We start from the raw sequence: 23,186 nt of genomic DNA on the forward strand, positions 1-23,186 counted from the left end.
CCCGATGCGATCACTTCGCGGGCACGCGGGCCTGGAGTTCGGGGCTGGCGGCGTAGACGGCGTCGATGCGGTCTTTCATTTGCGCCAGACTGACCGGCTTCACGAGGTAGCCGTTCACGTTGTGCTCCAGCGCGGTGCGGACGGATGCGGCGTTGTTGTCGGCCGTCAGCATGATGACGGGCGTCTTGTCCAGGTCCTTGACCTTGATGGTCCGCACGCCCTGGAGGACCTGCAGCCCGTTCATCGGCTTCATGTGGATGTCGCAGAAGACGATGTGCGGGCGGGCGCGGACGATCTCCATCAGCCCGTCCTTGCCGTTGCTGCGCTCGCTGATGGACCGGACCCCGATCTGCGTCAGGATCTGGCGCAGCAGGTTGCGGGTGTACGTCTCGTCCTCGATCAGCAGGATCGACAGCTTGTCGTAAGGAACGTCGGGCATCAGTTCTCTCCGTTCGCAGGCACGGCGAAGACCAGGGCGGCCGCGCCCGAAAGTTCGTCCAGGGTCGGGTCGAGCAGGCTGTGCAGAAGGGCGGCGGTGTCGGCGTCTCCATCATCCAGGGAGTCCTGAAGATCGCTGGCCAACTGGCCCAGCCGCCCCGCGCCGAGGGAGCGCGCGCCGCCCTTCAGCGAATGGGCTTCCTCGCGCGCCGTGCCCAGGTCTCCCGCCTCCAGCGCGGCGCCGATGGCGCTGATGGTGCCGCCCGCGTTCTCCAGGAAGCCGCGCATGAGGGGCGCCGCCTCGTCCAGGTCGTCGCCGAAGGCTTCCCTCAGGCGGTCGAGGTCGAGGATTTCGGGATCCACGGCGATTTCCGGGCGCACGGGCGGCGCAACGGCGGCAGCGGCTTTGGCTGTGGATTTCCGGGGCTCGGCCCGGCGGCGCAGCGCCGTGGCCTGCGGCAGAAGCCGCTCCAGAAGCGCGAACAGCTGCCGGGCGTCCACCGGCTTGGTCAGATAGGCGTCCATGCCGGCTTCCAGGCAGCGCTGCTCCGTTCCCGGCAGGGCGTCGGCGGTCAGCGCCACGATGGGCAGGCGCGCGCCGGTCCCGTCGCCGCCCTCCAGATCCCGGATGGCCGCCGTAAGGGCGAAGCCGTCCATCTCCGGCATGTGGAAGTCGGTGAGCAGCAGGCCGTACCGACCGCCGCGGTAGCGGTCCAGAGCCTCCAGCCCGTTGCCGGCCAGCTCCATGGCGTAGCCGCCCTGGGACATCATGCGCCGGATGACCACCTGGTTGGTCGGGTTGTCCTCCGCGACCAGGATCAGTGCGCCCGCTTCCCGCGCCTCCTCGACGGAGGGCGCCTCCCAGCCGGAGACCTTCGGGTCCGCCTGATGCTCCCGCCGTTCCAGGCTCGCCCGGCCGATGCCCGCCGCCAGCACGTGCCACAGCCTTTGGCGGCGCAACGGCAGCGTCAGCGTGCAGAACAGGCCGATGCGGTGCGCCTCGGCCAGCGTCGAGGCGAGCATGCGGTTGGCGACGAGGACCACCGCCGGCCCGCCGTCTCCCCCCTGCGCCACAAGGTCCCGGCCCGCGGTCAGCGCCTCGTCGTCGAGCGCCAGGGCGCGCAGCAGCGCGACGCAGCGCCGTCCATCAGCGGAACCGGCGGCAACGGCGTCGGCCAGGTCCCGGCCCTCGAAGCCGGTCCAGCGCACGTCGCGCACCCCGGCGGCCTCCAGCGTGTGGGCGAGCGCTTCCCTGACCGGTCCTTCGAAGCCGGCGGCGACGACGACGGCGTCGTGGATGTCCACAGAGGGGCGCAATGGATCCGCGGACGCGACCGTCAGCGGCAGTTCGAACCAGAAGGTCGATCCCACCCCCGGCGTGGAGAAAACGCCGATGGTGCCCCCCATCATGCTGCACAGCTTGTGGCAGATCGCCAGCCCCAGGCCGGTTCCGCCATACTGGCGGGAGGTCGAGCTGTCGGCCTGCTGGAAGGGCTGGAACAGCTTGCCGCACTGTTCCGGCGTCAGGCCGATGCCGCCGTCCCGCACCTCGAACCGCAGGAGCGCCGCCCCGGAATCTCCAGGAACCGCGCCGAGGTTCGTCACCGTCACGACGATGGTGCCCTCCGCCGTGAACTTGATGGCGTTGCCGACCAGATTGATGAGCACCTGCCGGATGCGCGTGGGATCGCCCAGCAGCGCCGCCGGGACCTGCGGGTCGATGTCCACGACCAGCTCCAGGCCCTTCTCCTCGGCCCGGCCCTCCAGCATCTCGGCGGTGCCTTCGACCACGTCGGTCAGGTTCAGCTCGATCGCCTCCAGCTCCAGGCGTCCGGCCTCGATCTTCGAGAAGTCCAGGATGTCGTTGATGAGCGTCAGCAGCGTGGTGGAGGACGCGCGGACGATGTCCAGCATGCCGCGCTGGTCGTCGGTCAGCTCCGTCTGGTCCAGCATCTCCGCCATGGCGATGACGCCGTTCATGGGGGTGCGGATCTCGTGGCTCATCATCGCCAGGAAGGAGGATTTCGCCCGCGTGGCGTCCTCCGCCCGGTCGCGCGCGACGCGCAGCTCCTCGGCGAGCTCGCGGAGCATCCGCTCGTCGTCGCGCAGCTGCCGGGCGTTGTCGCGGAAGCGCGACAGGGCCGACGCCAGCGCCCCCATCTCGTCGTGCCGGCCCTTGGAGGGGATCGGGCGGTCCAGATCGCCCCCGGCGACCGCCGACATCGCGCCGGTCATGGTGACCAGCGGCCGGATGACCCGGCTGCGCAGGGTGCTGAAGGCCAGCAGGAACATCACCGCCGTGGCCGCGAGCAGGATCACGAGCCGCTGGCGGAAGGCCTCCACCTCGTCCAGCGCGGATGTGTAGATGCTCTCGCCGTAGCGGTCCTGCATCTCCGTCAGCTTCTGGATGGCGACCAGCAGCGGGTTGACCGACGGGTACATGTCGCGGGCGATGAAGGCGGTCAGGCCGGCGATGTCCTGGGCGCCCAGGATGTCGATCAGCTCGTCCAGCGCCGCGTTCGCCTCGTCCATGTTGTCCCGCGCCGAGCGGACCAGATCGCGTTCGGCCGGCGTCTTGACGTGCGCGACATAGCGCTCCCACGCCGGCCCGGCGGCATCCTTGGCGCGTCGGACGGCGGCCTCGCCCTCCTCCCACGGCATGTCGCCGACGCGGACCCGGACGGCCGACACGATCGCCGCCGTGGTGTAGGCGTCCGACACCGTCTTGAGATCGAGCGAGGGCAGAAGGGCGCCGCGGTGGATGCGCTCCACCTGGGTCTGCGACAGGCCAACCGCCGACAGGCTGCCCAGCGCCAGCGCGACGATCAGCGCGGCGATGAGGGCGAAGATGATGTGGAAGCGGGTCCGTATGGTCATGCTGGGCTCACTGCCGTTCGACTCTTCCACCGAACCGCCGGGAGGCGGTCGCTTCTTTCAGGAGACCGCCTCCCGGCGGTCGCGCGCGGCTCAGCGCAGGGGCAAGGCGATGAGGAGGCCGCCCTTGGTCCAGAGTTCATTCAGCCCACGCTCAAGCTTCAGCGGCGTGCGCGGCCCCACGTTCGCCTCGAACACGTCGCCGTAGTTTCCGACCTGCGACACGATCCGGAACGCCCATTCGTCGTCGAGGCCCAGCGGCTCGCCGAAGTGGGGGACGAGGCCGACGATCCGCCGGATCCGCGCCACGTCGCTCCCGCGCATCTCTCCCGCGTTGCGGCGCGTCACACCGAGTTCCTCCGCCTCGACCATGGCGGCGAGCGTCCAGCGCACGATCTCCAGCCAAGCGTCGTCGCCCTTGCGCACCAGCGGGCCGAGCGGTTCCTTCGAGATGCGCTGGCGCATGACGACATGCTCGTCCGGCTGCGCCATCTCCATGACCCGGAGCGCGGCCAGCGCGGCGGAATCCGACGTCATCACGTCGCATTCGCCCGACCGGTAGCTCTCGACCATCTCGCGCAAGGGTCCCTTCGCCACGGGGCGGAAGGGGATGTTGAGCGATCGGAAATGCTCGATCAGGTTGGTTTCGGAGGTCGTCCCCCGCTGGAAGCAGATCGCCAGATTGGCCATCTGCCGCACCGTCCGGATGTTGCGGGACCGGCGCACGAGAAAGCCCTGGCCGTCGTAATAGCTGACTCCCACCGGTTGAAAGCCGCCGGCGGCCAGCCGGGTCAGCGTGATCGTGGTGCTGCGGCTGAGCACGTCGATCTCGCCGGATTCCAGCAGTTTCAGCCCCTCGGCCGTGGTGGCGGGCACGAAATCGACCCGTTCGGCGTCGCCCAGCACGGCGGCGGCCACCGCCCGGCAGAAATCCGCGTCGAATCCGGTCCAGCGCCCCTGCGCATTCCGGATGGAGAAGCCGACCACGCCCGTACTGACCCCGCACCGGATGGTTCCCCGCTCCTTCGCCGCCGCCAGGGTCGGCGACGCGGCGGCGGCCGGACCGGCGGTGGCGGACAACAGCGTCAGGACCAGCGCCACCATCGTGATCGGGCCGCCCCGGCGCAGGAGGACGTGCCGGAAAGTCTTCAGGATCATGGAACGCCTATGGTGAGAAGCCAGCCCAATTCAGTCGCGCGACACGGGAAGGGCAGAGACGGTTTCCCTTTAGCAATTGAAGCAAATGCCACAATACGCTTGTGTTCGAACAGGGCAAAGGCCCTTCAGCAAACCGCCATTTCGTGCGGCACGCCGGTGCGCACGTCGAACAGGCGGTCGCAGCAGCCGAAGAACTCCTTGTCGTGGGTGACCGCGATGACCAGCTTTCCCTGGTCGCGCAGGCCGGGAAGGATGTGGTGGTAGAAGCGTTCCCGGAAATAAGGGTCCTGGTCGGCGGCCCATTCGTCGAACACGTAGACGGGCCGGTCCTCCAGCATGGCGATGATCAGCGCGACGCGCGTGCGCTGCCCCGAGGACAGCCGCAGCGTCGAGAAGGTGCCGTCCTTCAGCTCCGTCTTGCCGGTCAGCCCCAGCTCGTCCAGCAGCCGATCGACCTTCTCCTGGTCGACCTCGGCGCCGTAAAGCTTCGAAAAGAGATAGTGGTCCGCGAACACGACCGAGAACAGCGAGCGGTAGCGCGCCAGCTGGTCCGGGCCGATCGTCTCCCCATTCACCACCATGTCGCCGGCATGCGCGCCGTACAGGCCGCACACGACCCGCAGAAGGGTTGACTTGCCGGACCCGTTGCTGCCGGTCAGGAAGACGATCTCGCCGCCCTTCAGCGCCATGTCGGCCGGCCCCACGGTGAACCGCGTCTTGGCCAGCACGTCGATGTTGTCGTAGGTCACGCCGCGCAGCTCCAGCGTCCGCACCGGTTCAGTGATCGGCTGCGGGGGGACTTCCGGCTCGTCGCGCTCCAGCTTGTCGAGCTGGCGCTCCAGGTCGGTCAGCGCGCCGGCGATGCGGCCCAGGATCATGAACTCCGTGGAGGTGCCCATGGCTTCGCGCACCACGCCGAAGATGAAGGTGACCGCCACGGCCACTTGGATGACGACGCTGGTGGGGGTGTCCGTGAAGCGGGGCTCGATGAAGATCAGCGCGCCCAGGAAGACGAACAGGATCAGCTCGGCGCTGCCGTAACCCTTCAGCACGTTGGTGCGCAGCGAGCAGTTGTCGAGATAGCTCTGCTTGGAGACCCTGCCGATCTCGGCGTTGATCGCGTCGGAAAGCCGCCGGTTCATCTTGGCTTCGCGAAAGCCGTTGAGCAGTTCGGAGGCGACGTTGAGGAAATGCTCGTCCGAATGCTGCATGGCCTGCATGCGGCCGTCGATGCGGTGGGCGGCTTCCCAATAGGTCATGGCGATCACCGCCATCATCGCCGCGACGATGACGAACTGGGCCGGCGACAGGGTGTAGATGTAGAGGGCGATGAACAGGACCTGCAGCACGTCCTTGAACAGGATCGCCACGAAGAACGACAGATAGCCGATGGCCGAAACGTTGGAGACGGTGTTGATCAGGAAGTTGGACTGGTCGGTCAGCTCCGCCGACTTCATGTCGATGCGGCGGACCTTCTCGATCAGCCGGATCCGCACCTGGTGGATCACCCGCATGATCTCGTCGCCGCCGACCTGCAGGACATAGCCCTGGGCGAAATGGCGCCCGGCCACGAACAGGGCGAACAGCAGCGGGTACTGGGGCGGAAGGGAGCGGATGTCCTGGCTCCAGACCACCTGGTTGATGATGACCAGGATCAGGACATCGGCCAGCGCCAGCGCCGCGCCCATGGAAATGAAGACGGCGAAGGGAAGCTTGCCCTCGCGCCGGATCAGGTCGATGAAGCCCATCTACGAACGCTCGATCTGCCGTGGCGGCTCGCGCCCCCCCTGCCCCGTCACCAGCAGGAGCAAGGCCACCAGCACCGGCGTGAACAACAGGGACAGCAGGAAGAATCCGGTCGTCCCGATACGCCGGCTTCGGCCGTAGGACGCGACGATCAGGCAGACGACGACGTAGGCGGCAAAGGCCAGATAGAAGAATATCATCGCCGATCCCTTTTCCTTATCTCAGCGGTTCTGGTCTCGAAAACTGCGCTCATTTGGCGGCCGTGGTCAGGCCGATCTCGGCGAAATAGCGGGCCGCTCCCGGATGCAGGGGCACCGGCAGGCCGTCCACCGCCCCGGCGGCGGACAGCGAGGCCGCGGCGCGATGGCCGTTGGCCAGGATCGGGAGGTTTTCCATGATGGCGCGGGTGATGGTGTAGACGGCCGCCTCGTCCACGTCGGCGCGCACCGCCAGGAAGGTCCGCTGGCCGATGGTGGAGACCGGCTGCTCCTGCCCGGTGTAGGTGCCGGGCGGAATGACGTGCCGCACGAACATGCCCAGGCCCCGGTCGATGGCGAGCCGCTGGCGGTCGGTGAAATCGAGAATGCGCACCGCGGACGGATCGCGCGACAGCACCGCGTCCACCGTCGAGACCGGCAGCCCGCCCCCCAGCGCCATGCCGGCCACGTCGCCCATCATCAGCGCGGAGGCCCCTTCGATGTCGGCGTTGTTGACGACCGTCACCGCCCGGCGGATGTCCGCCCCGGCCCGGGCGAGGATCAGATGGCTCGTCGCCTCCGTGCTCGACCCGCGCGGCCCCACCGAAAAGGGCGCCCCGTCCAGGTTGCCGAGGTCGGCAACCGTTCCGGTGGCGACCCGGCGGGATTGGATCAGCACATGCTCCACATTGGGCCACAGCCCGGCCACCGCCCGAAGCGAGGGGTCCGGACCGGCGTCACGGAACAGCCCGGCGCCCTGCCGCGCCCAATGGCCGAACAGCGCTTCCATCATGGCGAATTCCGCCCGTCCCTTGCGGAGCAGGACGGCGTTCTGCCACGACCCGAGGCTGGCCATCGGGTAGAGATCCAGGTCCAGCTCGGCCGGCACCCGCATCTTGACCAGGGCGGACAGGCTGACGCCGACCGCGTAGAAGGGGCTGGCGATGCCGTCGGTCGCGAGCCGGAAGCTGGGCCGATGCTCCGCCACGGGGACCGGCGCGGGCGCCGGTGCGGCACCCGCGTGGTGCGGAGTAACGCCCGTGACACCCGCGGCCGCGACGCCGCCCAGCAAACCGCCCAACAAGCCGCGCCGGGAGAGAGCCATCACCCCTCGGTGGTCTGCTGGACCGGCCGGCGGACATGCAGGGGAGCGGCGCGGGTCACGTCTTCCTCGCCGGTGGCTTCAACCGCGACGGCCGGTTCGGAAGCCAGGGGCGACGTGGCGGCGGCTTCGGACTCCACCGGGGCGGGCTCCACCGGGGCGGTCTCCGTCTCCACGGCGACGTCCTCGGCCTTGCCGCGCCGGTTCTTCAGCTTCGCGGCCTGCTTCTGGAACAGCTCCTTGCCCTTGGCGAACTGCTCGCGGAAGTAGGTGCGGGCGGCAACGGCGTCGAAATCCAGGAAGGTGCCGCCGGACTCGAAATGCTGGATGAACACCTTGCCGACAGCATAGGTGCTCGCCGCGGCCAGAAGCGGCACGGTCGCGAAACCGACCGCCGAACCGACCACGGGGATCGCCTTGATCAGCGAGCCGACGGTCCCGACCGCCAGCATGTGCGGCATGGCGCCGCCGACCAGCGCCGAAAGGGACGTTTTGCCCCAGTTCTCGACGAACTCCACCTCGTAGATCTTGGACAGCTCGGCCAGCATCTTCAGCTGAACGCCGGCGACCGCCGCGATGTCCATCATGGGGAAGGGAATCACCCCGCCGCCGAAACCGAAGGCCGCGTATTTCGTGATGATCGAATTCGCCTCGTCCAACCGGCTCTTGCTGATGGTTGCCGGATTGTGCGCAGGGGCGGCCAACTCAGGGTTGGCGGCATCTTCGGGCGCAGCAACAACGTCGGACATATTGCAATCTCCAGGAGAGTCGTGAGCGTGATCGGCAAGTCCCGCGACCAACCTAAAAGCAATTTGCGGGTTACCTGATGGAATCAGTTTTCGGCGATCCCTATATCAGTTGCGACGATCGCGATAAAGCGGCTGGATACACCATGTGAACGGCTGTCCACATCTTATTCACATTCTATTCACAACCACGAATTACGATGCGCCGCCGTTCAGGCACTTGATCTTCACCCGGTGGCTTGGCGCCCGTTTGCAAAGAACGTCGGCCGCCGCGTCCCCTTGAAAGTCGCATCGTGAGTTTGAGAACATTCGCTGAAGGGATGGCCGGCAAGCGTCGGCGGGTGATCGTCGGCGCGGTGGCGGGCGCCGCATTGGCGGCAACGGCGGCCATCGTCGCTACGGTCGCCGGCTCCGAGAACGCGGCGGATCCCGTCGTGCTTGCCTTCGCGGGTGGGGTTTCGACGGCGAACGGCCGGACCACGCTGGACGCTGCCCGACTGTTCGTGAAGGACGTCAACCAGGCCGGCGGCGTCAACGGCAGGCCCGTGGCGTTGGAGGTGCACGACGACCACGACAACGCGGAAAAGGCCCAGGACATCGCCTACACGATCGGCCAGCGCGGCTCGGCCGTCGCGGTGATCGGTCACAACGGCAGCGGCGCCTCGCTGGCCGCAGCCCCCATCTACGCACGGTTCGGCGTGCCGGCGATCACGCCCACCGCCACCCACGACGCGCTGACCGGCAACGGCTGGTATTTCCGGACCATCTTCAACAACAGTTATCAGGCCCGCTTCATGGCCCGCTACGCCCGCCTCATGCTGGGGCGCACGGAGGGCGTGCTGGTGAACGCGAACGATGCCTATTCCAGCCAGATGGCCGAAACCGTGGGCAAGGCGGCGGTCGATGTCGGCCTCACCATGCGCAAGCGCTGGCCGCTGTCGCCCGACGACAAGGCGGTGAACGCCAGGGCGGTGGAGGAGCTTGCGGACTTCCTGGCCGGGACCGGCCGCGGGGCGGTGGTGTTCCTGATGGCGGGAAGCGATCACGCCAAGGCCGTGCTGACGGCCATCCGCGACCGCGGCCTGGACAATCCGGTGATCGGCCCCGACGTCCTGGGGCGCGAGGCCTTCGCGAACAGCTTCGCCGACCTGCCCAGGGAGCGCCAGAACCCGGGCTTCTACACGAACGGCCTGTTCGTCACCATGCCGCTGATCTACGACGTGTCCAGCAGCGTGGCGCTCGCGTTCCGCGACCGGTTCGAACAGACCTACGGGTACCGGCCGCCGTGGCAGTCCGCCTTCGCCTACGACGCCGTCGGGCTGGCGTTGAAGGCCGTCGCCGCGAAGAAGATCCTGGGCGGCACCGATTCCGTGCGGCGCGACCGCGAGGCGGTGCGGGACTATCTGGCCGGGCTGACGTCGCCGGACAGCGCCTTCGACGGCATCACCGGCCCGATCTTCTTCGAAGGCGGGGGCGACCCGAAAAAGCCCATCTCCATGGGCATGTTCCAGAGCCGGGTCATCACCCCGCTGTCGCAGCTGACACTCGTGTCCAATCCCAGGGCGCTGCGCGACCTGGACCGCCGTCTGGAGCGGGGGGAAATCGTCCGGTTCGAGGACGAGTACCTGTACCGCAACACCATCGTCTACACCGGGCTGCGGCCAACCGGCCGGTGGGAGATCGACCCCGACAACGGCCGCTTCTCCGCCGAGTTCGAGCTGTGGTTCCGCTACCAGGGCGACGCGCCGGTGGCCGACGTCACCTTCCCCACCGCCGTCGAGCCCATCACGCTGGGCGCGCCTGAGAAGGACTACACCGTCCAGGGCGTCACCTACCGCCTGTACCGGGTCAGCGGCCGCTTCCGTCTGGACGCCGGCGGCGGCGCCGTTCCGTTCGGGCACCACCAACTCGCCATCTCGTTCCGCAACCGCGGCGCGACCGCCGAGCGGATCGTCTATGTGCCCGACAGCACGGTCCCGGCGAAGAGCGTTGCCGACCTGACGGCGGAGTTCGCGCGCAGCGGATTCCTGACTCCGGGCAGCGGATGGACGCTGACGCGGGCGGCGGTCCTGTCCGACCGCCTGCCGGCGCCGTTCCGCGGCGAGCCCGACGCCCTGGACGCCAGCGTCGAGCGCTTCCCCTACTCCACCTTCGCCACCAGCCTGGACGTGAGCGAGGCGGGAACCCGCATCCGCCGCGCCCTTGCGGTGCCCGAACCCGGGCTGGTCACCGGCGGGCTTGGCCTCCTGCTCACCGGACTGGTCGCGCTGGATTGCGCGCTGCGCCGCCGCCCTGTGGTCCGCGCGCTCATGCCGCTGGCCCTGGCCCTGGCCGCGCTGGCCCTGATCTACGTGGCAGAAATCGGGCTGGTCGGGCCGTGGGCGAGCCGTCTGCCCGCCACGCCGGCCCAGGTCGTCAAGGCGGTGGACGTGGCCCTGTGGCTGCTCGGCGCGGTCACGGTCAACGCTCTGGTGGCGCGGCTGGCGTGGGACGGCTTCGCCGCGCGGACGGGGCGCCGGGCGCCGGGTTTCCTGCGCCTGCTCGTGTCCGCCGTCATCCTCATCGCAGCCGGGCTGGGGATGGCCGTCTATGTCTTCCAGCAGCCGGTGACCCTCGTGGCCGCCGGCATCGGCCTCGTCGTCGCCGTGCCCGGCTTCGCCATGCACCGGCAGATCGCCAGCCTGATCGCCGGCATGGCAATGGCCCCCGAACGGCTCTTCCAGGTGGGCGACGAGGTGCGCATCGGCAATCTCGGCGAGGGCCGGGTGGTGGAGGTCGGCTGGCGCGCCACCGTCCTCGCCACCGCCGACGACCGGGTCATCAGCATCCCCAACGCCATCGTCGCCGCATCGATCATCGATCGGACCGTGGCCCGAACCGGGGGCTGAGCCGGCGCCATGTCGTGGATTGCCCTTCTGAACAAGGAAAGCCGGGTTCCCATTCCCCGCATCGCCATCGGCTCGGCCCTGTCGGGGGCCTGCCGGTCGGGGGTGCTGGGCACGGTGGTCGGCGCGATCAACGTCGCCGACGACCCCCGGCGCATGCTGGAGCAGTTCTTCTTCTTCGGCATCCTGGTGGTCGCCTACAAGGTCCTGCACGCCTTCGAGCTGGAGCGCATCTCCGCCGAGATCGAGGACATCGTGCACCGCCTGCGGGTGCGCATCATCGACAAGCTGCAACGGGCCGAGCTGCGCCACCATGAGAAGCTGTCCCAGGGTGCGGTCAACGCCGTCCTGAACACCGAGCTGCCGGCCATCGGCAAGGCCGTGATCACGCTGTTCAACGCCATCCAGGCGGGGACCACCATCCTGTTCACGATGCTGTTCGTCGGTTCGCTGTCGCAGACCGCCTTCTTCTTCATCTTCTTCGGGGCGGCCTTCACGCTGTCCACCCAGGCCGCCATCTTCCGGCGCATCCGCGCCGACATGGCGGCGGCCTACGGCGACGAGACGGCGCTGAACGAGGTGGTGGGCGACGCGCTCGACGGGTTCCGCGAGACGAAGCTGGACAGCCGCAAGCGCCTGGGCCTGCGCGCCGTGGTCAGCCGCATGTCGGAGACGCTGGGGGTGCGGCGCAAGCGGGTGCAGCGGCTGCTGGCGCAGCAGCTGGTCATGGCCCAGGTGTCCTACATGGTGCTGACCGGGCTGGTGGTGTTCATCGCCCCCAAGGTCGATCCGACCTTCCACGAGGTGATGCTGAAGACGGCCATCTGCATGGTCTTCCTGATGGGGCCGCTCAACACCTTCGTGGGCGCCCTGCAGGTGCTGATCAACGTCAACGCCGCCGCCGACAACGTGATGGAGCTGGAAGCCACCGTCGACCGCATGGCCGAGGAGGAAGCCGCCCACCTGACCGCGTTCGACAGCTGGTCGCCGGCTCCGGACGGGGACGCCCCGGCGAGGCCCCTGCCCTTCGCGCAGTCGGTGGCGCTGTCCGGGGTGACCTTCGTCCACCACACCACACCGGAACTGAAGCCCTTCCGCGCGGGGCCGCTGGACCTGGAAATCCGCAAGGGCGATCTGGTGCTGATCGTCGGCGGCAACGGGTCCGGCAAATCGACCATGCTGCACCTGCTGACCGGCCTCTACCGGCCGACCAACGGCACGATCACGGTGGACGGCCAGACCGTCACCCCCGGCAGCGTCCAGCGCTACCGCGAGCTTTTCGGGGTGATCTTCACCAACCACCACCTGTTCACGCGGCTCTACGGCCTGGAGACCATCGACCTGGAGCGGCTCGACGCCCTGCTGGACTACACGGGCCTGACGGGCAAGACCAGCTACCAGGACGACCGCTTCGAGACCATCAAGCTGTCCACCGGCCAGCGCAAGCGATTGGCACTCGTGGAGATGCTGATGGAGGACAAGGAGATCCTTGTCTTCGACGAGTGGGCCGCCGAACAGGATCCGCCCTCGCGGGCGCGCTTCTACGACGAAATCCTTCCCGCGCTGCGGGCCAGGGGCAAGACCATCATCGCCGTCTCCCACGACGACGCCTTTTTCCATGTCGCCAACGTGCGCGTGACGATGGAGCTGGGCAAAATCACGTCCATTGAACGAAGGATCGAAGCGCCATGTCCGGAACTGCGGTGACGACGCCCATCACGTCGTCCTGGCGTCGCATCGAGGCGTGGGCGCGCCGGAACGCCTATCCGCTGATCGTGACGGTCATCGGCATCGCCCTGATCACCGTCTATTTCCTGGACCGGATCTTCGTCACCATCCCCCCGGGCCATGTGGGCGTGAAGTGGGAGCGCCTGTTCGGTGGAACGGTCACCGAGCAGATCTTCGGCGAGGGGCTGCATGTCATCATGCCGTTCAACCGGATGTACGCCTACGACACGCGCCTCCAGCAGGTGACCGAGACGTACGACGCCCTCTCCTCCGACGGCCTGGTGATGAAGGTGGAGGTGTCCGTGCGCTTCCGCCTCGTGGAGCGCAACGTCGGCTATCTGCACAAATTCGTCGGCCCCGCCTACGTTCAGACGCTGGTCATGTCCGAAGTGGCGGCGCAGATGCGCTCCGTCATCTCCAACTACACGCCCGAGGACTTGTATTCGCGCAAGCGGCAGAAGCTGCAAAAGGAAATCTTCGAGCAGGTCTCGCGGGAACTCGAAACCGTCTACGATCCCGACCAGCCCAGCCGCCGATTCGTGGTGGTGGAGACGGTGCTGATCCGCAACGTCGCCATTCCGGTCCGCGTCAAGGAGGCGATCGAAAGCAAGGTCGAGCAGTTTCACAAGATGCTGGAATACGACTACCGCATCCAGCGCGAGGCGAAGGAAAGCATCCGCAAGCACATCGAGGCGGAAGGCATCCGCAAATTCCAGGAAGTGGTCAGCAAGGGCCTGACGCAGGATCTCCTGACCTGGAAAGGCATCGAAGCCACGCAGTCGCTGGCGCGCTCCAACAACGCCAAGGTGGTGGTGGTCGGTTCGGGCAAGAACGGCCTTCCGGTCATTCTCAACACCGACTCCCCGGCATCGGGGGGCGGGCAGCCCCACGACCTCCACCCCCAGCCGGACGCCGAGGATCTCCAGGTCCGTCCCGAGGACTTCGACGTGCTGCGGGACGAAGCGCCCCAGCCGCCGAAGGGTCCGGGTCCGGACGCCGCGCAGACCGGGTCCGCCCAGAAGCCGCCGCTGTCGTCCACCTCCGCCTCCACCGTTCCAGGCGTTCTGGAAAGCGTGGTGAACCGCTTGAGCCAGCCCTCGATCGCCGAGCCATCGAGTCAGAAACGTTAAGGCGGATTTCGATCCGCTTTGGACCGCGACGGTGGGCCTGGACGCTCCTGCGTCCGAAGCTCGGCCGGCACCGCGCGGTCCTTCCGGATGGCTGGTTAATCGAACACGGGAATGACGTCCATACCGGTGTCGGTCACCGGGCCGTCGTTCGTCTGGCGATCCTCAACACGGACCGGTGGCACGCTGCTCATCGGGAGTGCCAGGGATGTCGCCGATTCCAGCGATGGGCTGACGGCCAAGGCCGGCGAGCCGGGCAGCGCCACGGCGCCGCTGAACAGGCCGACGCCAATAACGAGGCTGGCCATCAGCAGAGCGAAGCCGATGGCGACATGCCTCAGGGCAATATGATGATTCATCGTCATGACCGGAATCCCTCCAGTGCGAGTGCGGAGCGTCGGCAACCGCCGACCCGCGCAGCCTAGAAGGCGACCGTCCGCACAACTGTGGACCGGGCCACACCAATCAGGAATTGACGGGCATCTCGGGTGATTCGGCGGCTTTCCCCGCCAAGGTGTGGCGCGGGCAACTGTTCCCCGGCCGAAGGCACGGTAGACAAAAGCGACCATCACCTCACAACTGGAGAAGGGCGATGCAGGCCGCGCTGACCGTACAAACGGATGACCGGTTCGCTTTCGGTGCGCGTCATTGGCTGGCGGAACGGGGAATCCGCTGCGAGAGCATTTCCATCGACGTGCCCGGCTGCGGCAGCGCTCCCGGCACGCGGCATTGGACGCTGACGTTTCTCCGTCACGAGGACGCTGCCGCCTTCAGAACATTGTTTTCCGGCATCGTCGTCGCCTGAGAGCCCGGCGGAACCGGCACAAGCCCGTGGTCCGGCCTACAGTCCGTCAGCCAGCCGTTGCCGCAGTTCGCGCTTCACGACCTTGCCGTAATTGTTTTTCGGCAGCGCCTCGACGAACAGGTAGCGCTTGGGCTTCTTGAACCGCGCGATGTTGGCCGCGCAATGCTCGTCGAGGGCTGCGGACGCGAGTTCGACCCCCGGCATCGGCACGACGAAGGCCACGACGATCTCGCCCCATTCGGCGTGCGGCTGCCCGGTCACGCAGACCTCGGCCACGCCGGGGTGGCGGAGCAGCGCCTCCTCGACCTCCCGCGGGTAGATGTTGGTACCGCCGCTGATGATCACGTCCTTCGACCGGTCGCGCAGGGTCAGGTACCCGCGCTCGTCGAAGGCGCCCATGTCGCCGGTGTAGAGCCAGCCGTCGCGCAGCGCCTCCGCGGTCGCCTTCGGGTTGCTCCAGTAGCCGGACATCACGACGTCGCCGCGGCAGACGATCTCGCCGATTTCCCCGGCGGGCAGCGGGCGGCCCTGGTCATCGACCACCGCGACCTCCACCCCGCTGCGGGCGTAGCCGACCGAGCCCAGGATCCGGTCATCGTCCGTCGCGTGGTCGGCGCGGCGCAGGCCGGTGATGGTCATGGGCGATTCGCCCTGCCCGTAGATCTGCGCGAAGACCGGGCCGAAGGTGGCGAGCGACTTCTTCAATTCCTCCACATACATCGGACCGCCGCCGTAGACGATGGAGCGCAGGTTCGCCGGGCGCCGGCCGGAGCGTTCCGCCTCCAGCCGCAGCCGCTGCACCATGGTCGGCGCCAGGAACGCGCCGCAGCCCGGATGATGGTCGCAGAGGCCGAGGAACTCCGCCGGATCGAAGGCCGACGACGCCGGCACGACCTGCCGCGCGCCCCGCGCGATGTAGGCCGGCATGTAGAGGCCGGAGCCGTGCGACATCGGCGCGCCGTGCAGCAGGCTCGACGCCTCGTCCACCGTCTCCATGTCGGCGAGATGGGCGACGGTCATGGCCAGCAGGTTGCGGTGCGACAGCATGGCGCCCTTTGACCGGCCGGTCGTCCCGCTGGTGAAGAACAGCCAGGCGAGCGCTTCCGGCGTGGGGTCGATGGGGCCGGTCATCTCCTCCGTGAACAGGGCGGCGTAGCGCTCGCCGCCGATCGTCACCCGCAGGCACCCGGCCGCCGGCGATCCCTCCAGTTCACGCTCCAGCCCTGCGGCGAGCTTCGGCGACACGAAGACGACCGAGGCCCCCGCGTCCTCCAGAATCTGGACGACCTCCTTGGCGTGAAGCTTCGCGTTGACCGGCGTCGCCGCCATGCCCGCCGCCCAGATACCGAAGAACAGCTCCACACACTCCGGCGCGTTCTCCGTGACGATCGCGACCCGGTCGCCCGGCTGCCCGCGCTCCCGCAATGCCGCCGCGAGTCGCAGCGCCCGCGACCGCAGTTCGGCGAAGCTGTGGACCCGGTCCGTGCCGCGGAACACCGCGCCGTTGTTGGGGAAACGGGTTGCCGCCTGATCGAGAAGAGAGAAAAGGTTCACCTGCGCACCCTGACCTGCCGTCTGTGGAGCCAATTATCGCTTATGCCGATCATGCGTGACCATCGATATTCCGTTTGCTCCACGATCCAGCGCCGGCCGTGGAACGCCTCGAAGCGCGGGCTGTTCCCCTTCCATCCACCCGACGCCATAAGTCGGAAGTGAAAGGCGGGAGAATTGAGATGAAAATTATGATTGTCGAGGATGACGCCATAGCGGCGCTGTCCGTCGAGACCGTTCTGCGCTTCTGCGGCCATCAGGTCATCGGACCGTTCGCCTCGACCGCCGAAGTCGTGCGGGCGGATTACGGGGGCGATGCCGATCTGGTGCTCATGGACATCAATCTTGAAGGGCACTCCTCGGGGCTGGACTGCGCCCGCGTGCTGCACAAGCGATACGGCAAGCCGGTCGTCTTCATCAGCGGCGACAAGGAGCGAGCCCGGTCGGGCCGGGACGTGGCGCTCGGCTCGATGGCCAAGCCCATCTCGGAATCGACGATGATGGCCGGCATCCGGGCCATCGAGGCGCTGCTCCATGGAAAAAAGCCGGCCCACCTTCCGGCCGGGCTTGAGGTGTTCCACTGATACCCTGTCCGTACCCCGCCCGGATGCGCGAAGGGCGCCCGGTCGGGGGCGCCCTTTCGGCTTGATTGCCTTTTGGCTTGTCAGTGGAGCAACCGACCGTCCAGCCGCTCCTTCACGTACAGCTTTTCCAGCTTGAGGCGCTTCAGGGCCATATCGTCGGGTCTCGCGCGGCCATACTCAGCCCGAAGCATGGCTTCCAGCTCAGCATGGCGTTGGCGAAGTGCGTCGATGGTCTCCGTCTCTATTGTCTCCATGGGAGCACCTATGGTCTGGATTTTCGACAGGCTCGGCTGGGCCTGCCCCAGGGACATAGGGCCGACCGGCCGCCGGACCACCTGTACTTCCTGGGCGGGCCACGTCCCCCCTTCAGGCTGATTTGTCCTGCGCCTGCGACGCCTCGATCTCATCCAGCACCGCGTCCGGGGCCACGTCCCGCGTGATTTCATCCAGTTCCCGGTCGATCGGCGTCGTCACGCCCATATGGTCGGCGATGGCCGAGACGAGGCTGACGAGCTTCGTGACCTCATGCTCGGCAAGCAGGCTGATCTGAAGGTCCAGGTCCGCCCGCTTGTCCGCCACGGCGGCCATGCGGTTCTGGCTGATCAGCACGAAAGTGGACAGGAAGATGGCCTCCACCGACGCGATCATGGCCAGGATGACGAAGGACGGATCCCACCGGGGAACGCCCGGAATCCAGCCCAGGTTGGCGATGATCCAGATTCCGAAGAAGGCAAGGTGCAGGTAGACGAACCGCATGCTGCCGGTGAAGCGGGTGATCGCATCCGCGATCCGGGCCTCGGCGGTGGCCTCCACCTCCTCCCGCTGGCGCCGCATCTGCAGGGCCTGGATGTTCCGCTCCAGCACCGAACTCAGGCCCGAAGCCTGCGGCGGCGGGTAGACCGGGCCGCCCTTCCCGGCCGTGCGTTCAGCGGAAGGATTCCCGTTCCTGCGCTCTGCGTCCATGCGTCCTTCCCTTGAGCCGCCGCATGCACGCGCCTCCATTCCTGGGCGCGATACTCGGGCATTCCAGAGAAGAACCGGCGCCGCGGAGCGGGGTTCCCGCGACGGCCATCCGGCCGTGGCTCAGGCGCCGTCGGCCGGGGCGTGATCCGCGCAATACGCCTGGGCGCCGATGTAGCGGTCGTGCCGCAGGCAGAGCCCGTCCGACGCCCGGACGGAGGCGTAGCCGGAGCTGAGGCTGGTCAGGCCCGGAAAGGCCGCTTCCAGAAAGGCCGGATCGTTGCGGAAATGGACGCAGGTCCGGCAACTCGGCGGGTTTGAATCGGCGGGCATGGCGGTTTCTCCAGAAAAGGACGCCCACGCGGCGGGGCCGCGTGAGCTTTCCTCCCCGCGTCAGCGGGCCAGATTCTCCCAGTGGGAGGCGAACACGACGGCCGACAGCACGAAGCCGAGCACCACGTTGATCACCACGCCGATGGTGAAGGCCGTCATCGGCTTGCGACCGGCGTGCGCCAGTTCGCGGAAGCGCGTGGTCAGGCCGATGCTGAGGAAGCAGAAGATGAAGGTCCAGGTGCGCAGGTCCTTGATCGGCCCGGCCAGGACCGGGGCGACGGACTTGTTGTAGTCGCCCATGCTGTAGCCGCTCGCCACCAGCGTGATCAGCACCGACGCGACGACGAAGCCCAGGATGAACTTGGGGAAACGCCACCAGATCTCGGCGGCCTGCGGCCGGCGGCCGATCGCCCCGGCGTCCCAGCGGGTGGTCGCGATGATGGCCAGCACGAAGGCCCAGATGCCGATCCACACGTCGCGCCCGACCACCTTCATCAGGGTGAAGGCCCAGACCGCCTGGTCGCTGGTCCCCGAAATGCCCGGCACCTTGCCGGCCAGCCCGCCGTACGCCTCGGCCGCGGCGAAGCCGGCGGCGTCGGCGAACTCCGACGTGCCGATCCACGCGCCGGCCACGCCGGTCGGCAGGCCCAGAAGCCGCGACACGAAGGGCAGCAGGAAGATCATCACCACCGCCCAGACGATCACGGTGGTGATCGCGACGGAGGCATCCTCCCGCTTGGCGCCGACGGCACCGGCGATGGCGATGGCCGCCGAAACGCCGCAGACCGCGCCACCCGCGCCCAGCGTCGCGCTCATCCGCCGGTCAAGGCCGAGCGCGCGCCCCGCCCAGAAGATCGCCAGGAAGGTGACGATGGAGACGATGGAGGCCTGGAAGATGGCGATGGGGCCGGCCCAGGCGATCAGCGTGAAGGGCAGCGTGGCGCCCAGCAGGACGATGCCCGTCTTGACGTAGAACTCCACCCGGAAGCCCGCGTCCAGCCAGCGCGGCAGCCCGAAGACGTTCGACACGATCAGGCCGACGAGCAGCGCGACCAGCGGCGGCTCCAGATTGTAGGCGCTCGCCTGATCCCAGGCGCCGATGGCGAAAATGACGACCGACGCCAGATACAGCAGAACGAAGGAGGGCAGGAACGCCGACGCGCGGTGCCCCATCACGGTCGTCGCGACGGTGAAGATCACCGCCCAGGCGGCGAACTGGGCCACATACCGGATCGCGTTGTCGGCGAAATGCGCGCCAAGCTGCGCGAGGCTGGACCATTTCGCCGGCGTGACCGCCAGCCACTTCAGGCTGGAGCCGTTGGTGAACAGCAGGTAGGCCACGGCGATGATGCCGAGGCCGAGCCAGATCGCCCACCAGTCTTCCTTCTTCCAGAGATCGCTCCAACCCGACGCCGTCGCACGGTGCGGAGCCGGTGAAATCACGGCTTCCGTCTGTGTCATGTGTCTATCGATTCCCGACTTGGCTCCCGCCGCCCCGCAGACGCGGTTCCGGCCGGGCAGCGCGATTGTGGACCCCAGACAAGCCGCGCGCAGACCCGGTAAAAACCGATGCCGCTTCGCGGTTGCATTCGTGGAAAATAAGAACCCCAGATATCCTTCGATGTCAAATGTCCATAGTTTCACACAATGATTTTGCTTTTATGCGCGGCGGCTCCGCAAGAGGGGTTTATGCCATCCGCCTTCGCGGGTCTGACGGAAAGGAGAGTTGATTGTCCCGCTCAAACGCCGATGCTGGCCGCCAATGCTGGCTGTACAATCAGCCAGCCGAAGCACCAAGGCACCGGGGAGAAATGCACAGAATGTCGATGGGAAAATCGGGTTCTTTCGTCGTCGGCGTCACCGACCACATGATCCCGCCACCGGACGTGGAGGCGGCGGTTCTGGACGGGTTCGCCGAGGTGGACTTCCTCGACACCCGGCGCGAGGAGGACCTGGATCCGGAACGGCTGGCCCGGCTGGACGCGCTGCTCGTCTGGAGCACCCGGATCGGCCCGGCCACGGTGGCGAAGCTTCCCCGCTGCCGGATCGTGGTGCGCTTCGGGGTCGGCTACGACAAGGTCGACGTGGCGGCGCTGGAGGCCGCCGGCATTCCCTTCTGCAACAACCCCGATTACGGGACGGAGGAGGTAGCCGACCATGCGATGGCGCTGATCCTCTCGCTCCAGCGGCGCCTGTGGGAGCATGACGCGCGGGCGCGGGGCTACACGACGGTGTGGCAGGCCAACACACTGACTCCGCTCCGGCGCTCCAGTGTGGCGACGGTCGGCGTCGTCGGGGTGGGACGGATCGGCACCGCCGTCGTGAACCGGCTGAAGCCCTTCGGTTACCGGATCCTCGGCTACGACCCCCACCAGCCCGCCGGCCATGAGAAGGCGGTGGGCTACCGGCGCGTCCGCCGGCTGGAGGAGCTGCTGGCGGAATCCGACATCGTCACCTTCCACTGCCCGGCGACGAACGAGACGCGCGGGCTGATCGACGAGTCCTTTCTTGCGGCCCTGAAGCCCGGCGCCATGCTGGTCAACACCGCGCGTGGCGAGCTGTTCGCCGGGCTGGACCCGCTGGAGGCGGCGCTGCGCGACGGCCGGCTGGCGGCGGTCGGGACCGACGTCCTTCCCACCGAACCGCCCGCCCCGCATTCCCTGCTCGACGCCTGGCGCAAGCGGGAGGACTGGCTGGCCGGGCGCCTCGTCGTGACGCCGCACAACGCCTTCCATTCGGACGAGGCGGCGGTCGAGATGCGGCGCAACGCGGCCGAGACGGTGCGCCTGTTCCTGGAAGACGGCGTTCTGCGCAACCGCATCCTGCCCACGATGCTCGAACGCGGACCAGGCCTCGGGGGGAAGGGTTAAAGCTCCTCGCCAAGGTCGCGGAGGCGCTCTTCCAGTTCGTCGATGTAGGTCAGGGCATCCGCCAGATGCTGCTCCAGAACGCGGATGCGTCGTTGCTCCTTGGTTTCGCGGCCACCGTGCGTCGGCGCGGTCTCGGTCTTTGGGGCGCGTGGCGGAGGTGCGACGGGTTCGGGTTGCTGAGGTTCCGGCGGCGGCGCGGCGGGAACGGAAACGCCGACGCGAGGGCCGGCGTCGGGTTCGGGAGGCGGGGACAGGGGGCGATCCAGCAGAGTCGGGCGAGTTTCCGGGGCACGGTCGGCGGTTGGCGCGGTCTCGTCTCGTCCCGTCGCTGGTTCCGCTTTGTCCGTGGGGGTCGGGGGCCGGTCCTGACCACCGGCCAGAAAGCGTTGCAGCGTGTCGCGCATCGTCGTCATGTGAAATCCTTGCCGCGGACGGCGGCGGCGGGGAGTGCTGATTCCTCCAACACGTCCACGAACGGCTTTGCGGCCACAAAATTCCATGGTTGTTCCAAACATCGCCGCCCCGAAGGGCGGCCCGCGGCTCCGCAAATCGCCGGCTACCCACATTGCGCGGCGTCCGTCCGTCGTCCTCTTAATGTCACGTCAACCAATCCAGGCCATTGGTACGCTCATCCAATCATCTCGATGGACGGGAACCAACGCATGGCGATGATGTCCGTTTGGAAGCAGATCGACCCGTGCCACTTTGTGATGCAGGGCGGGCGCGGCCGGATCGAGCTTCGCTACCATTCAGCCGGGCATGAGAGCGGCTGGGGTGTTTACGCCGACGGCGCGCTCGTCCAGCGCAGCCCCCGCTTCACGGAGGCGCGCGGCGTCGCCCTGGGTCTTGCCGCCGGGGCGTAAAAGGCGGCACGACCGGGCTCGCTATCGTCACGCCGCACCCCTGGACCGGGCGCGCTGGCCGGCCGTGCCGGACCAGATCGACAGGCAGGCGGGGGCGCTGTCCCCGCTGCCGATCAGAACGGCCCCGCCGCGGTCGTGGAAATACAAGGCATAGCCGCCGCCCTTCTCACGCTCGAACGTGAAGATGGGAGAGGGCTGGTCGGCGATCATCACCGCAATCCGGTCACCCCATACGCCCGAGCAGCGGGCGATCGAGGTCCAGCGGCCATCGACCAGCCGCGGCAGGGCGATCGCGTTGAACGTGGCGAGGTCGGCGGGGCTGAAGCGGGCGCGGGAGAAGGGGACGACGGTCATGGCGGCGGCTCCGGGTGGTGACGCCACCACCCTGCACCGTCCCACCGCGGCGCGCTGTGACCGGGTCCACAGGCCGGACGCTTTGACCTTTTTTTATTCCAATCGCATCAGTCCAGCGTCCAGCGGGCCATCTGGGGGAAGGGCGGCAGGCCATTGTCGCCCATATGGCTGAACATGCCGGAATAGCCGGTCATCCCGACGTTCGCCAGGGCCAGCGGGCCGAAATGGGTGCCCTGCTCCAGCCACGCCTGCATCGGATGCGTCCCTTCATAATGGTAGCCTTTGTAGGCGCCGGAGAAGAAGATGCATCCCGGCGGCAGGCCCAGATGCAGGGCGGCCGCGTAGGACCAGGCCTGGGACATGTATTCGCCCCGCTCGGCCGCCAGCTTGAGGTGCGGATCCGCCGCGCCGTCCGGTCCCCGCTCCTCCGCGAGAAGGGTTTCGATGTCCACCTGAAGGTCCGTCCCCAGCCGCGGCCAATAGCGCCGCGGCACGACGATCATGTGCCCGGCCTCGTGCAGGACATCGCCCGCCCCCGTCAGCGTGTCGGGATCGACATGGATCACCCCGGCATGGATGTTCACGCCCGGCAGGAAGCCGTTGTGAGCCCCCTCGCCAAATTCGATGTCCATGCCGATGCCGCGCAGGAAGGCGACGATGGGCTCCAGCGCTTCCGGGTGATGCATCCGCTCTCTCCGTCAATTCGAAACTCGGCCGGGATATTCGCGTATAGGACGCGAACAGGCAACACATACTCCCGGTCGCGCGCGTTCCCCGTTGTCGCATCGCCGCGTTGGGCGCACCGACGACCGCCCCTGATACTCGCCACACGGACAGTCGGCTTGCTGAACTTTTTTTGAATGGC

General features: G+C 67.8%; 23 protein-coding genes. 7 read left to right on the forward strand and 16 right to left on the reverse strand.

The genetic code is table 11. The features are described 5' to 3' along the window. Positions 1-10: 10 nt before the first annotated feature. The 7 genes from ACSVC7_RS06095 to ACSVC7_RS06125 all read right to left on the reverse strand — a co-directional run bounded on the left by ACSVC7_RS06095 (position 11) and on the right by ACSVC7_RS06125 (position 8,264). Positions 11-439: a response regulator gene (locus ACSVC7_RS06095; RefSeq protein WP_448203757.1), complete on the reverse strand. Its 429-nt coding sequence runs from the start codon at positions 437-439 to the stop codon at positions 11-13. Continuing rightward, positions 439-3,315: an ATP-binding protein gene (locus tag ACSVC7_RS06100; protein ID WP_448203758.1), complete on the reverse strand. Its 2,877-nt coding sequence runs from the start codon at positions 3,313-3,315 to the stop codon at positions 439-441. Before ACSVC7_RS06100 ends, ACSVC7_RS06095 begins: the two co-directional genes overlap by 1 nt. A gap of 90 nt (positions 3,316-3,405) precedes the next feature. Beyond that, on the reverse strand, positions 3,406-4,470 hold the full coding sequence (locus tag ACSVC7_RS06105; protein ID WP_448203759.1) for an amino acid ABC transporter substrate-binding protein: 1,065 nt from the start codon (positions 4,468-4,470) through the stop codon (positions 3,406-3,408). A 125-nt stretch (positions 4,471-4,595) separates the two neighbouring features. Further along, a complete protein-coding gene (locus ACSVC7_RS06110; RefSeq protein ID WP_448203760.1) occupies positions 4,596-6,218 on the reverse strand; it encodes an ATP-binding cassette domain-containing protein in 1,623 nt (540 codons plus the stop codon). Next, positions 6,219-6,416 (reverse strand): hypothetical protein, encoded by a 198-nt coding sequence (locus ACSVC7_RS06115; RefSeq protein WP_448203761.1) that lies wholly within the window; start codon positions 6,414-6,416, stop codon positions 6,219-6,221. A 49-nt stretch (positions 6,417-6,465) separates the two neighbouring features. Further along, the gene (locus ACSVC7_RS06120; protein ID WP_448203762.1) at positions 6,466-7,518 is read right to left on the reverse strand and encodes a TAXI family TRAP transporter solute-binding subunit; all 1,053 of its coding nucleotides are present in this window, start codon (positions 7,516-7,518) and stop codon (positions 6,466-6,468) included. Further along, positions 7,518-8,264, reverse strand: a complete 747-nt coding sequence (locus ACSVC7_RS06125; RefSeq protein WP_448203763.1) for a YcjF family protein — start codon at positions 8,262-8,264, stop codon at positions 7,518-7,520. Before ACSVC7_RS06125 ends, ACSVC7_RS06120 begins: the two co-directional genes overlap by 1 nt. 317 nt (positions 8,265-8,581) lie before the next feature. On the opposite strand from ACSVC7_RS06125, the gene ACSVC7_RS06130 reads away from it, so the two are divergent. From ACSVC7_RS06130 to ACSVC7_RS06140, 3 genes are read left to right on the forward strand one after another with little or no spacing between them, the layout of a single operon-like run. Further along, positions 8,582-11,149, forward strand: coding sequence for an ABC transporter substrate-binding protein (locus tag ACSVC7_RS06130; RefSeq protein WP_448203764.1), 2,568 nt, complete (start codon positions 8,582-8,584; stop codon positions 11,147-11,149). Between the two features lie 9 nt (positions 11,150-11,158). After that, complete coding sequence (locus ACSVC7_RS06135) at positions 11,159-12,853, forward strand: ATP-binding cassette domain-containing protein (RefSeq protein WP_448203765.1); 1,695 nt, start codon at positions 11,159-11,161, stop codon at positions 12,851-12,853. Continuing rightward, positions 12,835-14,004: a prohibitin family protein gene (locus tag ACSVC7_RS06140; protein ID WP_448203766.1), complete on the forward strand. Its 1,170-nt coding sequence runs from the start codon at positions 12,835-12,837 to the stop codon at positions 14,002-14,004. Before ACSVC7_RS06135 ends, ACSVC7_RS06140 begins: the two co-directional genes overlap by 19 nt. 95 nt (positions 14,005-14,099) lie before the next feature. On the opposite strand, the gene ACSVC7_RS06145 is transcribed toward ACSVC7_RS06140, so the two are convergent. Further along, positions 14,100-14,366 (reverse strand): hypothetical protein, encoded by a 267-nt coding sequence (locus tag ACSVC7_RS06145; protein WP_448203767.1) that lies wholly within the window; start codon positions 14,364-14,366, stop codon positions 14,100-14,102. A gap of 227 nt (positions 14,367-14,593) precedes the next feature. Here ACSVC7_RS06145 and ACSVC7_RS06150 point away from each other — a divergent pair, with 227 nt between their 5' ends. Beyond that, positions 14,594-14,806, forward strand: coding sequence for a hypothetical protein (locus ACSVC7_RS06150; RefSeq protein WP_448203768.1), 213 nt, complete (start codon positions 14,594-14,596; stop codon positions 14,804-14,806). Positions 14,807-14,842: 36 nt separating this feature from the next. Here the strand turns inward: ACSVC7_RS06150 and ACSVC7_RS06155 are convergent, their stop codons facing one another. After that, the gene (locus ACSVC7_RS06155) at positions 14,843-16,360 is read right to left on the reverse strand and encodes an AMP-binding protein (protein ID WP_448203769.1); all 1,518 of its coding nucleotides are present in this window, start codon (positions 16,358-16,360) and stop codon (positions 14,843-14,845) included. 179 nt (positions 16,361-16,539) lie between these two features. Here ACSVC7_RS06155 and ACSVC7_RS06160 point away from each other — a divergent pair, with 179 nt between their 5' ends. Continuing rightward, complete coding sequence (locus tag ACSVC7_RS06160) at positions 16,540-16,941, forward strand: response regulator (protein WP_448203770.1); 402 nt, start codon at positions 16,540-16,542, stop codon at positions 16,939-16,941. Positions 16,942-17,021: 80 nt separating this feature from the next. On the opposite strand, the gene ACSVC7_RS06165 is transcribed toward ACSVC7_RS06160, so the two are convergent. The 4 genes from ACSVC7_RS06165 to ACSVC7_RS06180 form a co-directional block, all read right to left on the reverse strand. After that, on the reverse strand, positions 17,022-17,195 hold the full coding sequence (locus ACSVC7_RS06165) for a DUF465 domain-containing protein (protein WP_448203771.1): 174 nt from the start codon (positions 17,193-17,195) through the stop codon (positions 17,022-17,024). A gap of 112 nt (positions 17,196-17,307) precedes the next feature. Beyond that, positions 17,308-17,904, reverse strand: a complete 597-nt coding sequence (locus tag ACSVC7_RS06170) for a DUF1003 domain-containing protein (RefSeq protein WP_448203772.1) — start codon at positions 17,902-17,904, stop codon at positions 17,308-17,310. 120 nt (positions 17,905-18,024) lie between these two features. Beyond that, positions 18,025-18,234 carry a hypothetical protein gene (locus ACSVC7_RS06175; RefSeq protein WP_448203773.1) on the reverse strand — a complete coding sequence of 70 codons (210 nt, stop codon included), beginning with the start codon at positions 18,232-18,234 and terminating at the stop codon, positions 18,025-18,027. Positions 18,235-18,294: 60 nt separating this feature from the next. Further along, positions 18,295-19,695, reverse strand: coding sequence for a YeiH family protein (locus tag ACSVC7_RS06180; protein WP_448203774.1), 1,401 nt, complete (start codon positions 19,693-19,695; stop codon positions 18,295-18,297). Between the two features lie 359 nt (positions 19,696-20,054). Between ACSVC7_RS06180 and ACSVC7_RS06185 the strand changes: the two genes are divergently transcribed. Further along, positions 20,055-21,104: a C-terminal binding protein gene (locus tag ACSVC7_RS06185; protein WP_448203775.1), complete on the forward strand. Its 1,050-nt coding sequence runs from the start codon at positions 20,055-20,057 to the stop codon at positions 21,102-21,104. Here ACSVC7_RS06185 and ACSVC7_RS06190 read toward each other — a convergent pair. Continuing rightward, positions 21,101-21,517, reverse strand: coding sequence for a hypothetical protein (locus tag ACSVC7_RS06190; RefSeq protein ID WP_448203776.1), 417 nt, complete (start codon positions 21,515-21,517; stop codon positions 21,101-21,103). The two genes, ACSVC7_RS06185 and ACSVC7_RS06190, sit on opposite strands and share 4 nt — an antisense overlap. 249 nt (positions 21,518-21,766) lie before the next feature. Here ACSVC7_RS06190 and ACSVC7_RS06195 point away from each other — a divergent pair, with 249 nt between their 5' ends. Continuing rightward, positions 21,767-21,967: a hypothetical protein gene (locus tag ACSVC7_RS06195; RefSeq protein WP_448203777.1), complete on the forward strand. Its 201-nt coding sequence runs from the start codon at positions 21,767-21,769 to the stop codon at positions 21,965-21,967. 27 nt (positions 21,968-21,994) lie between these two features. Here the strand turns inward: ACSVC7_RS06195 and ACSVC7_RS06200 are convergent, their stop codons facing one another. Together ACSVC7_RS06200 and ACSVC7_RS06205 are read right to left on the reverse strand one after the other, a co-directional pair. Next, on the reverse strand, positions 21,995-22,321 hold the full coding sequence (locus ACSVC7_RS06200; RefSeq protein WP_448203778.1) for a hypothetical protein: 327 nt from the start codon (positions 22,319-22,321) through the stop codon (positions 21,995-21,997). A gap of 107 nt (positions 22,322-22,428) precedes the next feature. Beyond that, positions 22,429-23,007 (reverse strand): hypothetical protein, encoded by a 579-nt coding sequence (locus ACSVC7_RS06205; RefSeq protein WP_448203779.1) that lies wholly within the window; start codon positions 23,005-23,007, stop codon positions 22,429-22,431. Positions 23,008-23,186 lie beyond the last annotated feature (179 nt).

The sequence above is a fragment of the Azospirillum mesophilum genome, from assembly GCF_053470405.2.

Bases quoted from the DNA above. Each gene is read 5' to 3' on its own strand.
- ACSVC7_RS06110 (WP_448203760.1), bottom strand. From the start codon at position 6,218: ATGGGCTTCATCGACCTGATCCGGCGCGAGGGCAAGCTTCCCTTCGCC.
- ACSVC7_RS06100 (WP_448203758.1), bottom strand. From the start codon at position 3,315: ATGACCATACGGACCCGCTTCCACATCATCTTCGCCCTCATCGCCGCG.
- ACSVC7_RS06145 (WP_448203767.1), bottom strand. From the start codon at position 14,366: ATGACGATGAATCATCATATTGCCCTGAGGCATGTCGCCATCGGCTTC.
- ACSVC7_RS06125 (WP_448203763.1), bottom strand. From the start codon at position 8,264: ATGTCCGACGTTGTTGCTGCGCCCGAAGATGCCGCCAACCCTGAGTTG.
- ACSVC7_RS06160 (WP_448203770.1), top strand. From the start codon at position 16,540: ATGAAAATTATGATTGTCGAGGATGACGCCATAGCGGCGCTGTCCGTC.
- ACSVC7_RS06150 (WP_448203768.1), top strand. From the start codon at position 14,594: ATGCAGGCCGCGCTGACCGTACAAACGGATGACCGGTTCGCTTTCGGT.
- ACSVC7_RS06115 (WP_448203761.1), bottom strand. From the start codon at position 6,416: ATGATATTCTTCTATCTGGCCTTTGCCGCCTACGTCGTCGTCTGCCTG.
- ACSVC7_RS06190 (WP_448203776.1), bottom strand. From the start codon at position 21,517: ATGACGACGATGCGCGACACGCTGCAACGCTTTCTGGCCGGTGGTCAG.
- ACSVC7_RS06140 (WP_448203766.1), top strand. From the start codon at position 12,835: ATGTCCGGAACTGCGGTGACGACGCCCATCACGTCGTCCTGGCGTCGC.
- ACSVC7_RS06185 (WP_448203775.1), top strand. From the start codon at position 20,055: ATGTCGATGGGAAAATCGGGTTCTTTCGTCGTCGGCGTCACCGACCAC.
- ACSVC7_RS06095 (WP_448203757.1), bottom strand. From the start codon at position 439: ATGCCCGACGTTCCTTACGACAAGCTGTCGATCCTGCTGATCGAGGAC.
- ACSVC7_RS06120 (WP_448203762.1), bottom strand. From the start codon at position 7,518: ATGGCTCTCTCCCGGCGCGGCTTGTTGGGCGGTTTGCTGGGCGGCGTC.
- ACSVC7_RS06135 (WP_448203765.1), top strand. From the start codon at position 11,159: ATGTCGTGGATTGCCCTTCTGAACAAGGAAAGCCGGGTTCCCATTCCC.
- ACSVC7_RS06105 (WP_448203759.1), bottom strand. From the start codon at position 4,470: ATGATCCTGAAGACTTTCCGGCACGTCCTCCTGCGCCGGGGCGGCCCG.
- ACSVC7_RS06200 (WP_448203778.1), bottom strand. From the start codon at position 22,321: ATGACCGTCGTCCCCTTCTCCCGCGCCCGCTTCAGCCCCGCCGACCTC.
- ACSVC7_RS06195 (WP_448203777.1), top strand. From the start codon at position 21,767: ATGGCGATGATGTCCGTTTGGAAGCAGATCGACCCGTGCCACTTTGTG.
- ACSVC7_RS06130 (WP_448203764.1), top strand. From the start codon at position 8,582: ATGGCCGGCAAGCGTCGGCGGGTGATCGTCGGCGCGGTGGCGGGCGCC.
- ACSVC7_RS06165 (WP_448203771.1), bottom strand. From the start codon at position 17,195: ATGGAGACAATAGAGACGGAGACCATCGACGCACTTCGCCAACGCCAT.
- ACSVC7_RS06170 (WP_448203772.1), bottom strand. From the start codon at position 17,904: ATGGACGCAGAGCGCAGGAACGGGAATCCTTCCGCTGAACGCACGGCC.
- ACSVC7_RS06205 (WP_448203779.1), bottom strand. From the start codon at position 23,007: ATGCATCACCCGGAAGCGCTGGAGCCCATCGTCGCCTTCCTGCGCGGC.
- ACSVC7_RS06175 (WP_448203773.1), bottom strand. From the start codon at position 18,234: ATGCCCGCCGATTCAAACCCGCCGAGTTGCCGGACCTGCGTCCATTTC.
- ACSVC7_RS06180 (WP_448203774.1), bottom strand. From the start codon at position 19,695: ATGACACAGACGGAAGCCGTGATTTCACCGGCTCCGCACCGTGCGACG.